Origin of the sequence: Acetivibrio sp. (genome assembly GCF_035371925.1) — a bacterium.
Taxonomy (GTDB): Bacteria; Bacillota; Clostridia; order Acetivibrionales; family Acetivibrionaceae; genus Hungateiclostridium.
On sequence record NZ_DAORXT010000096.1, the window covers coordinates 1 to 10,635 of the forward strand.

11 protein-coding genes and 1 riboswitch are annotated in these 10,635 nt (G+C 38.3%); of the genes, 6 read left to right on the forward strand and 5 right to left on the reverse strand.

Translation table 11 applies throughout. From position 1 onward, the window contains the following. Nucleotides 1-228 precede the first annotated feature (228 nt). Nucleotides 229-335: riboswitch (TPP riboswitch) on the forward strand. Between the two features lie 69 nt (nt 336-404). From PLH43_RS11340 to PLH43_RS11355, 4 genes are read left to right on the forward strand one after another with little or no spacing between them, the layout of a single operon-like run. Continuing rightward, nucleotides 405-692 carry a thiamine-binding protein gene (locus tag PLH43_RS11340; protein ID WP_324363166.1) on the forward strand — a complete coding sequence of 96 codons (288 nt, stop codon included), beginning with the start codon at nt 405-407 and terminating at the stop codon, nt 690-692. Continuing rightward, nucleotides 667-1,428, forward strand: a complete 762-nt coding sequence (locus PLH43_RS11345) for an ABC transporter permease (RefSeq protein ID WP_324363168.1) — start codon at nt 667-669, stop codon at nt 1,426-1,428. Before PLH43_RS11340 ends, PLH43_RS11345 begins: the two co-directional genes overlap by 26 nt. A 6-nt stretch (nt 1,429-1,434) precedes the next feature. After that, nucleotides 1,435-2,463 carry an ABC transporter substrate-binding protein gene (locus PLH43_RS11350; protein ID WP_324363170.1) on the forward strand — a complete coding sequence of 343 codons (1,029 nt, stop codon included), beginning with the start codon at nt 1,435-1,437 and terminating at the stop codon, nt 2,461-2,463. A gap of 36 nt (nt 2,464-2,499) precedes the next feature. Further along, nucleotides 2,500-3,252, forward strand: coding sequence for an ABC transporter ATP-binding protein (locus PLH43_RS11355; RefSeq protein ID WP_324363172.1), 753 nt, complete (start codon nt 2,500-2,502; stop codon nt 3,250-3,252). A gap of 11 nt (nt 3,253-3,263) precedes the next feature. Here PLH43_RS11355 and PLH43_RS11360 read toward each other — a convergent pair whose 3' ends face one another. The 3 genes from PLH43_RS11360 to PLH43_RS11370 all read right to left on the reverse strand — a co-directional run bounded on the left by PLH43_RS11360 (nt 3,264) and on the right by PLH43_RS11370 (nt 7,377). Beyond that, nucleotides 3,264-5,546: an endo-1,4-beta-xylanase gene (locus PLH43_RS11360; RefSeq protein ID WP_324363174.1), complete on the reverse strand. Its 2,283-nt coding sequence runs from the start codon at nt 5,544-5,546 to the stop codon at nt 3,264-3,266. Further along, nucleotides 5,543-6,304 carry an RNA polymerase sigma-I factor gene (gene sigI / locus PLH43_RS11365; protein WP_324363176.1) on the reverse strand — a complete coding sequence of 254 codons (762 nt, stop codon included), beginning with the start codon at nt 6,302-6,304 and terminating at the stop codon, nt 5,543-5,545. The genes PLH43_RS11360 and sigI overlap by 4 nt, the downstream gene beginning before the upstream one ends. Nucleotides 6,305-6,456: 152 nt before the next feature. Continuing rightward, nucleotides 6,457-7,377 (reverse strand): hypothetical protein, encoded by a 921-nt coding sequence (locus tag PLH43_RS11370; protein WP_324363178.1) that lies wholly within the window; start codon nt 7,375-7,377, stop codon nt 6,457-6,459. 172 nt (nt 7,378-7,549) lie between these two features. On the opposite strand from PLH43_RS11370, the gene PLH43_RS11375 reads away from it, so the two are divergent. Beyond that, entirely contained in the window at nt 7,550-7,756 is a 207-nt protein-coding gene (locus PLH43_RS11375; protein ID WP_324363180.1) for a sigma factor, read from the forward strand. 12 nt (nt 7,757-7,768) lie between these two features. After that, complete coding sequence (locus tag PLH43_RS11380) at nt 7,769-8,125, forward strand: sigma-70 family RNA polymerase sigma factor (protein WP_324363184.1); 357 nt, start codon at nt 7,769-7,771, stop codon at nt 8,123-8,125. Here PLH43_RS11380 and PLH43_RS11385 read toward each other — a convergent pair. Further along, nucleotides 8,114-8,995 (reverse strand): hypothetical protein, encoded by an 882-nt coding sequence (locus PLH43_RS11385; RefSeq protein WP_324363182.1) that lies wholly within the window; start codon nt 8,993-8,995, stop codon nt 8,114-8,116. The two genes, PLH43_RS11380 and PLH43_RS11385, sit on opposite strands and share 12 nt — an antisense overlap. 238 nt (nt 8,996-9,233) lie before the next feature. Then, nucleotides 9,234-10,577 (reverse strand): ABC transporter permease, encoded by a 1,344-nt coding sequence (locus PLH43_RS11390; protein WP_324363186.1) that lies wholly within the window; start codon nt 10,575-10,577, stop codon nt 9,234-9,236. Between the last annotated feature and the right edge of the window lie 58 nt (nt 10,578-10,635).

A 10,635-nucleotide genomic window follows, 5' to 3' on the forward strand; every position in this document is an offset into this window, starting at 1 on the left:
CAAATTGAACAAACAAACTTCTTCATGAATTACTACCTCCATAAAATTAAACAATAATTTTAATAATAAATACCAAAGTACTTTGGTAGCGCTATTAACACTTTATAATATATACCCTCGTAATTGGACACTAAACAAAAATTAATTGATTGTATAATTAATTGATTATATATTAGCCAAGTTGTTGTATTCCATTGATTTATGTGATATTATTAAAGACAAAATTAATATATTGCATAGGGGTGCTGGTGTATGCCGGCTGAGAGAAGGGAGTTTCCCTCAACCCTTAACCTGATCTGGGTAATGCCAGCGTAGGGAATGAGTAGATTTGTATCAAACCGCCTATGTTGGGCGGTTTTTACCGTTGTATGGATATTAAGTTTTTCGGAAAGGAGGGTATTAATATGGCATCTGTTAACGTATCACTGCAGGTTATACCATGTGTACCCGAAAATCAGGTTTATTCTGTTGTAGACAAGGTTATTGATTTGATAGCCAAAAGCGGTGTCAAATATGAAGTAGGTCCGATGGAAACTACCATGGAAGGCGAACTGGACACCCTTTTGGAAATTGTCAAAAAGGCGCAGGATATATGTGTTTCGGAAGGTGCAAGCAGAGTTTTGTCCATGGTTAAAATAGATTACAAAAAGGAAGGCGTGACAATGGATGAAAAGATTTCGAAATATCGGTAATCCCATTTATTCATCCATTGCTGTTGCTGTTTTTATTGTTGTATGGGAAATATTCACAAGAGCGAAAAATATAAAAGAATACATACTGCCGGCCCCCTCTGCCATCTTAAATGAATTTATAAAGTCCGGAGATTTGCTGCTTCACCATTCAATGGTGACTATTACAGAAACCGTATTGGGCTTTATACTGGGTTTGGTGTTTGCGATACTGCTCTCACTGCTTATGAGCAGCTTCAAAGTGTTTCGCAGCATATTTTACCCTTTTATGGTTTTGTCCCAGACCATACCCATAATTGTTATTGCACCTTTGATTACGGTTTGGTTTGGAATCGGCCTTTTACCGAAAATGATTGTCTGCGTCCTTGTGGTATTTTTCCCTATAGCTCTAAACCTCACAGAAGGACTAAGCTCTTATGACAAGGATCTTGAGGAGCTATTGATGTGCATGAATGCCAGCAAGCTTCAGATATTTATGAAACTAAAGCTTCCGTCGGCATTGGTTCACTTTTTCTCCGGGTTAAAAATTGCAGCAGCTTACGCCGTTATGGGAGCAATTATGTCGGAATGGACCGGAGCCGAAAGCGGACTTGGCATTTTCCTGACAAGGTCCATGAAATCCTTTAAAACTGCTGCAATGTTCGCAGACATTGCAATTATTTCAATCTTCAGTATTTTACTGTTTATATTGATAAGCTTTATTGAAAAAAGATTTATCAAATGGAATGTGAAAGGATGAGCGTTATTGAAAAGAAAAAATATTTTTACAGCAATATGTCTGATGATCATATTTGCCTTTGCCGCCACAAGCTGCGGCGTTCAGAACAATCCGTCGCCATCTTCGGATGAAACTTCTTCCGAAGACGGAAATCATAAGGTCACTTTTGTTCTTGACTGGGTTCCCAACACAAACCACACAGGAATCTATGTCGCAAAAGTTAAAGGATATTTTACCGAAGAAGGACTGGATGTCGACATAATCCAACCCGGTGAGTCATCTGCCGACCAGTTGGTGGCCTCCAACACTGCACAGTTTGGAATCAGCTATCAGGAAGGCGTTACCTTTGCCCGTTCCTCCGGAGCACCTTTGGTATCATTGGCGGCGGTTATACAACACAACACTTCCGGCTTTGGCTCGCTTAAAGACAAGCAAATCCTTTCCCCAAAGGATTTTGAAGGCAAAAAATACGGAGGATGGGGCTCAGAGGTTGAAGAGGCCATGGTAAAGCAAGTCGTTAAAGATTCCGGCGGAAACCCGGACAAGGTGCAAATCGTTACCACCGGCACAGCAGACTTTCTTCAGGCAAGTGAGACCGGCCAAATTGATTTTGCCTGGATTTTTGAAGGCTGGGATTTTATCAATGTTGCCAACAAAGGGGTTGAACTAAATTATATTCCTTTAAGAGAGCTTTCCGATGTATTTGACTACTATACCCCTGTAATTGTTACAAATGAGGATAATATCAATAATAATCCCGAGCTTGTGAAAAAATTCATGAAAGCTGCGGAAAAAGGCTATAAATTCGCCATGGAAAACCCTGATGAAGCTGCAGAATGCCTGCTTCAATTGGCTCCGGAGCTTGACCGCGAGCTGGTCATAAAAAGCCAAAGGTTTTTAGCCTCAAAGTATCAGGATGATGCTCCCTATTGGGGAATGCAGAAAAAGGAAGTCTGGGAAAGATATATGAACTGGCTTTATGAAAACAAATTTATAAATGCTCCGATAGATGTGGAAAAAGCCTTTACAAATGATTTTCTGCAAAATGATAAATAAACTTATATATAATTTTATATATTTTCAAGGTGGAAAATGAGCGTTAAGATAAAGATTGAAAATTTGAGCAAAACTTTTAAAGTGAATAAAAAACCCCTTGAGGTTTTAAACAATATAAATATTGAGGTTTATGAAAACCAGTTTGTTTCCCTAATAGGGCCCAGCGGTTGCGGAAAAAGCACTATTTTCCGGATTCTAGCCGGCCTTGAAGAGGACTTTTCGGGAAACATAACGGTAAACGGAGAAAGCATAAAAGCTTCCTCCTTCCAATTCGGTTATATGCCTCAAAAGGACCTCTTAATGCCTTGGCGCACTGTATACAAAAACATCATTCTTCCCCTTGAAATAAACGGCAAAAAGGACAGTTCCAAAAAAGTTGAAGTTGAAAACCTCATAAAAGAATTTGGACTTCAAGGCTTTGAAAACTTTTATCCGGGGGAAATATCCGGCGGAATGAAGCAAAGAGCAGGAATTCTTCGCACCTTTTTAATGGAGAGTGACACGATGCTTCTTGATGAGCCTTTCGGGGCACTTGATGCAATAACCCGGATAAAAATGCAGGAATGGTTGCTGAAAGTCTTGATTGAGCACAAAAAGACCGTTCTTTTTATAACCCATGATATTGAGGAGGCAATTTTTCTATCGGATAGGGTATATGTCCTATCCGATAGACCTGCCCGTGTTATAAAAACTCTGGATATAGGATTTCCCCGTCCACGAAACAGAGAAATGCTTTCATCCGGCGAATTTCTCGAATACAAGGAAATTCTTTTAAAAGCCCTTCTCTAATCCAAACATTTTTATGGAATCCTGTAAGTAGTTTGTAATGTTCCGCTACCGCGATTCAGATTTAAAGTATAGTCATATTTTCCTTTTCCAGGTACCGTCACAGTTACCTTGTATGTTCCGTAAAATCCTCTAAAACCCAAGCTGCCGTAGCCATCTGTTCTTCCATAGGCCTTGGTGGTCCATTCGTTCATCAAAGACTCAAATCTTCTTCCGGCTTCATTCAATGTCCAGTTATCATTTACTATTGCCGCATCTCTTCCTCTCCAATGCACTCTTTCCCAGAAGCCCCACATTATAATTCCCTCAACGGAAGAATGGCTGAATGCCGTACGATAGAGGTTTTCCAAGTTGTCCGCCCTTCTATATTCATCCCATGTAACCGAATCATATTCGGTAATCCATATCGGAATATTCAAAGTAGACAGTCTGTCAAGTATTTGATTTAGAAGATTACGGTCCACCGTATCACCGAAATGCCCGTGAACTCCTATACCGTCAATACGAACTCCCTGCGACCTAAGCCAGTTTACCTGGGATATGCAAATCTCTGCTTCCTGCAAAGTAGTTATATTGTTGTTTACAAAATACTTTGCATTCGGGTCGATTTCTCTTGCTTTATTGAACATATAAGGCCAGATGGACTCACCCAGTCGACTCTTGAAGAAGTTACCGCGAATCATTTCGTTGTTTACATCCCAATGGGCGAATTTGCCTTTAAAATGACCTACAGCACTGTTTAGGCGGCTGTCCACAGCCATACGCAGAGCAAACGGGTCTAAGCCCCTTACCCATGAAGGCTGCCAGTCTTCAGTCTCCCAGAAAATACAGTGACCCCTCACTTTTATTCCGTTGCTTCGGCAGAACTCATACAAATAATCCGCATCGTTGTAGTTTATCATTCCCATGTTAGGTTCATTCGAATACCACTTGGACTCATTTTCAAACACAGCCCAATTGAAATGATCTTTTATAAACTTTGTATAATTCGGATCATACATTGCATCTCTTCTAATGGCTGTGCCAAATCCAAAGTCATGGCTGGTGAGAACTGCCTCCACATAAGCTCCCTCTATCGGCTTGTTGTTGGAGTCCACAACCTTTATCTGTACATTCCTCTTTCGAATTTCATTTATCCTCTCATTGGACTTGTCAATCCATTGGATTCCGGTTGAAGGTATTACCGATGTAGGTGTAGCCTTTGATGTCGGTGTAGCCTTCGGTGTCGGAGTTCCTTTGCTGTTCACCGCCGATTTTGTTGGAGCAAGTGATGCCGGCTGGCGCGGCGAAGACTGTCCCGGTGACAGTTTTGCCGATATGTCGGCAGTCTTTCCCGGTGTACCGGTTTCAGGCAAAGCAGGCGTACTTGCAGCCGGACCGGTCTCAGTGGCAATTTCCGTTGCACCTGGCACCGATGAGGCCGGCAAAGTCTCGGTCACTTCAGGCACAGCACTTTCTGCAGGTGCAGTACTTATTATATCCGCCTTATCTCCATCTTCAACTGCAACATCTTCCGTAATATTCTCGTCATCAATACCAATCTTGGCGATAAGTTCCGACAAATCAGCTTCCTTGATTTGCTCAATGGTTAAATCCACATTCTGTTCTATTGCCTTTAAATATACAGCATATCTCCCCATGGAAATATCTTCCTCTGAAGATGCTTCCCTTTCCTCCATGGTAAGCTTTAAAACCTTGGCTGTAATACCGCTGTTTTTCAGGTCAAGGACTATCTTGTTCACATCATTTAAAAGGTTTGCGACTCTATCTTCAATGTCCTTATCCTCCGAGCCTGATTCGGCTTTTGAGCCGCAGGCTGCAGATATTAGGACTATGTTTTCTTTTTCGTCTGAAATAAATCCATGCTCCTTGCTTTTTTGCACAACATCATCAAGAGCTTCCGCAACCGTCTTTCCTTTTAATTCAAGCTCATTTAGCACTGTCTCGGCATCCCTATTCAATGCCTTGGCCTCAGCTATTCTATTATTATAATTTATAGAAAGCTCAATACTTGGGTTTATGTCAATACCAACATATGCATATATATCTTTTCTTGCTGTATTGCCGTTAATAAACATCAGAACAAAAGACAATACAATCGCAAAACACGCAGCAACAGCCGCAACCGGCAAATATCTGCGCAGCTCGCGTTTTGGCTCAATTATATCCGACTCAAGAACCTTCACTTTTACTCCTATCGCCATCTCAGGAGTCTTCTCCACATTTAAGAAAGCAAAGTCATCAGTCATTACAATGGCTGTTTTTTCGTCCATATCAATTACTTTTCCTATAATCACCGCAAATCCACCTCCTTCTCCTTGCCGCTCGCAGCGTACTCCCTAAAGATTTCGAGGTTGCTTCTTAATATTAAGCTTACTGCAATTATATATTTTTTGTTTCTTTCTATGGTTCTCCTACTAACTTTTACCACCTTTAAAAGCTCCAATGTAGGCAGCTTTTTGGTTCTTTTAAGCTTTTCATACAGCCCGTCATTGGTTGCAACTTTTCTGGCAATATTTATCAAAAGCTCTCTCGAATCTCTGTGTTTTGGAGTACAAGACAATAAATCTTTAAAGGATATGTCGAATGAAGCCAGTTCAGACTTGAAAAGTCTAATCTCGTCCGAAAACTCCAATCTTTCAATTGCTTTCGTGCCGTCAGCATCCGAAAGGGTTCTTTCAAGCTTTATATCTTCATTCTCAAAATAAGAAAAGGGATAAACCATTTTGTTTTTATGATTCTTTCTTTTATAGTCAATAAGCCTTCTATTGACAACCTGTTCCGAAAAAACCAGGAAGTTGGGATGTTTATCTTCATCATAGGCATTGATAGCTTCATTGAAGGCCAATAAAGCAACGCTGTACTCTTCGCTGTTTTCCGGCTCAATATGCTTGTCAGTTGCCTTGTATACCAATTTTAGTATAAACGGCTTAAACCTCAGGATAAACTCTTCTCTTGCAGAATTATCCCCGGCTTTTATTTTATTCAGATACTCTATAACAATCTTTTTTGTGTGCTCCCTGTCGTCATTCGTGCTCTGAAAATGCCAACCCACTGGTTAATTTCACCCCTTATCCTATATGCATTCGTAGACTGGAATAGCTTTATGTCGTATTGTCAGCGCTCAGAGGATATTGAATCGTTTGATTTTACATATCGTCTTGTGATGTTTGTACAGTGAATTGAGTGTGTGATACAGAATACTTTTTACAATTGCAAAAACAATTCCCACAATGCCCTATGATTCTTTATTAACGCAATTCCCGCAGCAAAGCTTAAAATATTGGCCGTCAATGCAAACAGTACCCTTCTGAGTTTGGAATGCTGCTCCAAGAAGTTTGCATATAGGTAAATTTCGACTGCAAATATTATCAATTCAAGAAGCAAATACACCAAAAGCGCCTCCACCCTTCCCCTGCTGTACATTACGGCAGATAAAAGAAGGCTGAGAAAAGCCTGAGTAAATACATTAATCGCCAAGAAAGGCTTATAGTTGCTCTTTATGCCAAACCGAAACATTAATAGCACAAGGCCCTCAACAACCAATGCTTTTAAACAGTTGCAAAAAAATAAAATCCAGAAGGATAAAGCCATGGGAAGCTCCGTAGCTTCCTCTGTCATAAAATCAAAGAATATAATACTGTCAAACGCTTTCCTTTCTATCACATTAGAAACAACAGTCGAGCCATCGGCAGTTACCACTATGATTTTGAATTTGTCAATCTCCATTGTAGATGTGAAATCCACAACACACTTGCCGTCTTTCACATCACATACAATGTCACCAAGTATAGTTCCGACTTGGCTAACTGCCACAGCACGCCAACCGTCATCATTATAGTTTTTTAATGTCCTTATCATTCTCTGATTGTATTTTTCACTGTTATCAAAATCATAATATACGATCGAACAGTTATCATACCCGCGAATCTTTTTACCTTCACTTTTGAAGGAATAGTTTCTTAGTATGTCAATATAGCAAACATCCTGAGGCATATTCTTTGCGACAATATGTAAAGAAGCCCCTGAGTCGAAAAATGCCGAAGCAGTTAAAGGCAAAAACAGTATTAACAATACAATTATAAATAACTTTGCATATAAAAACTTTGCTATAGCATTTCCGCACACAATTACGCTCCCTCCTATAATATTCTACCATAAAAGAGCAAAGATGCATATAATTTATTCGGCCATCGCTTGCCCATTGTTATAAATTCAATATAATTTAAAATTATTTGAACCTTTTTAAAATAAAGATAATCTAAATATATGAAACCGAAAATTGCAAAGGTATGTGGATATGAGTAATGAAGTTGTGAAGTTTTTAGAAAACAGCAGCAAAAATAATTTTAAAGATATATATAACACATTCAAAAGAAAAGTATATTCTAAAGCCATGATTTTATTAAAAAATGAAGCTCAGGCCGAAGATGTCGTACAAGAAGTTTTTATTAAAGTTTTTTACAAGCTCAACACCTTAAGGAATCCTGAAAAGTTTGAACCATGACTCAATAATGTTATTTTAAATTCGTACATGAAGTATATTAAGGAAAATAGTAAAAAGTGGAATACATATAATGAAAAACTGGTTGGAGAAATTCTTGATAATGATGATTTTACTGAAATTAAGCATTTGAGAAAAGAACTTTATATGGAATTATCGCAAGCTATTAACGAGTTACCCGAACACTACAGAATTCCAATTATACTTTTCCACTATTATGATATTAAAATCAAAGATATTTCTAAAAAAATGGGCTGCTCTATTGGCACTATAAAGCCTCGGCTGTTTAATGCCAAAAATATTTTAAAAGAAAAAATCTCATACTCTATAACAATCTTTTTGTGTGCTCCAGAATACTTTTTACAATCGTAAAAATAATTCCCACAGTGCCCGATTCATCATCAATGCAATTCCTATAGCGAAGCTCACAATATTGGCTGTCAAGGCAAATAGTACCCGTCTTACTCTGGAATGCTGCTGTAAAAATTTCATAAACAAGTATGCTTCTATTATCAATATAATTAATTCAAAAGGCCAATACACCAAAAACGCCGCCATTATCCCTTTCCTATACATCATTGTAAATATTACAAGAGTAAGCAAAATTTGAGTAAATACATTAATCGCAACAAATGGCTTGCAGTTACGTTTTAAGCTAAATCTAAACAGCAATAGTATAAGTCCTTCAATAATCAATGTTCCTGAGCAGGTAAAAATAAATTGAAGAAAGTAGGAAGAGATTGCAGAACGTTCTGCTGCTTTTCCTGTCATAAAATCGAAGTTTACGGTACTACTAAACGCTTTCCTTTTTACCACGTTGGAAACGACAGTCCTGCCATCGGCGGTTACAACTATGATTTTAAATCTGTCAGGTATCCCTACATATGTAAAATCCATAGTGCATTTTCCGTCTTTAACATCACATATAATATCACCAAACATAGGTGTTTCCGTACCGGTAACCATCGCAGGCCGCCAACCGTCAACATTGTATTTTTTCAATACCTCCAGCATCTTCGGATCATATTTTGACTCGTCTGAAATGTTTCGGCGACCATGTTTCAGCGTATAATTTACAAGCAAATCAAGATAGCAAACTCCATCAGGCATATTTTCAGCAATAATATGCAAAGAAGGCTTTGGCCCCAAATCTGCCGAAGCTGTTAAAGGTAAAAATATGACAAACAATGCAATTATCAATAACTGTACATATAAATACCTTGATATAGTATTTCTGCTCACGAACTCTCCCCCTCTATAATATTTTACCATATAAAAGCAAAACCGCATATCACTTATTAAATCATTGCATTCGCCTTTGCTTTTTCTGTTTTGTTTTCTGATATGATCTTGGAATTTTCCAAAATTAAAGGAGAACCCTCGTCTGAAAAAATAGCCATTTTGATTGGAGAAGGCTATATTGCTTATGAAAAAAGAGAATTTGCCGAAACGGATGCACTAAATTTAGTACATCTTGATATTAGCTTGATATGCTTTGACTTACGCCTTCATATTTTACGGTGATTTTTTCAAAAATCCAGCCACTGTTAAGAATCAAAAAGCAGAGTATAAGCACAATAAATTTGAAAGGCAGGCTGTAATCAATACCCATAAAGCATACTACCAAATATCCAGCCGCAATTCCCAACACAATGGACCCCATAGAACATAGGGCAAATCTTACCTTCGGCATTTGAGCCGATTTTGCAATCCGAAGGCTCAACATCAAATCAACAAATCCTGTGATGATAAACGCCGTTAATATCCATGCAATTTTCAGAGTACTTTGAAGCATAGCGTCAAAGGGAGCATAGTTGGCTTTAATCTGAGAATTGCTCTGTCTTATCACTGCTTTTATTTTTTCAATATAAAATCCTATATCAAAGACATTATCCGGAGGTAAATACTCGCTGGGAACATAGAATTCAAACTTTACAATCCTCCATATGAAAAGCAAAATCCCTGCAAAGCCAAACATAATTAATAAATCCAAAGCTATTGTCAAAATATTTTTCCTTATCATTTCTTTAATGTATGAATCCCTAAGTTTGCTCCTGTAAAAACCAACCCTTTGCTTTAGAAAAGCCACAATATTTTTTATCAACAGATACATGCATACGAGACCAAGCAAAAGATATAACACATTTTCAAACTGTTTAGTCACAATGTCATATCTTTCATAATTCCTCTCAGCATAGTTGTAAGCGGCCTTCCTCTTTAATGTTCTGTCTATGAGCTCTTTAATGGAAAAAACCACTCCGTATTTGTACCTAAGACCGTTTGCCATTAAATAATCAATGTTTTTGTCCGTCTCGAAAGATGTATAAGGTATGTATATTCTTTCATATCCGTCATCACTAAGGTCGGACAATACCCCTATGTCAGCATCATACACCCCTACAATTTTGTATTTTGTGTCCCCAAGGAAAAGCCTGTTGCCGATTATGTCCTCTGTCATATATAGCTTTCGCGCAAGCTCGCTGCTGACAACCGCAGCCTTTTCCCCGTTTTTTACCATGTTCGAGTCCAAAAACGTTCCCTTTTTCATTGTCATGCAAGGAAAGAAATTAATATAGTTTTCATCGGTCATAACTGCTTTTATATCCAATGACCTTTGACTTAATTCCGCCACAGCCGTAAATTCAAGCACAATTGCCGCCGAAGTGTCTCCCTCGTTATAGTCTTCTATTATTTTTTTATAGTCCTTAAAAGTTATGCCCGGTTCACCGTTTTCTCCTATATAGACAGCCTCCACCCTTTTTTGTGTATCCCCCATAATTTTTTTATCAAAAGTGGCTGTAAGGCTTCTTAAAACACTAACCAGACAATATAGTTTAGGTTTTCAAAGAGCTAATAGCTTGCAAAAAATTACAATATATACG

Excerpts from the sequence above, each read along its gene's own strand:
- PLH43_RS11345 (WP_324363168.1), top strand. The coding sequence starts at position 667 with ATGAAAAGATTTCGAAATATCGGTAATCCCATTTATTCATCCATTGCT.
- PLH43_RS11355 (WP_324363172.1), top strand. The coding sequence starts at position 2,500 with ATGAGCGTTAAGATAAAGATTGAAAATTTGAGCAAAACTTTTAAAGTG.
- PLH43_RS11340 (WP_324363166.1), top strand. The coding sequence starts at position 405 with ATGGCATCTGTTAACGTATCACTGCAGGTTATACCATGTGTACCCGAA.
- PLH43_RS11375 (WP_324363180.1), top strand. The coding sequence starts at position 7,550 with ATGAGTAATGAAGTTGTGAAGTTTTTAGAAAACAGCAGCAAAAATAAT.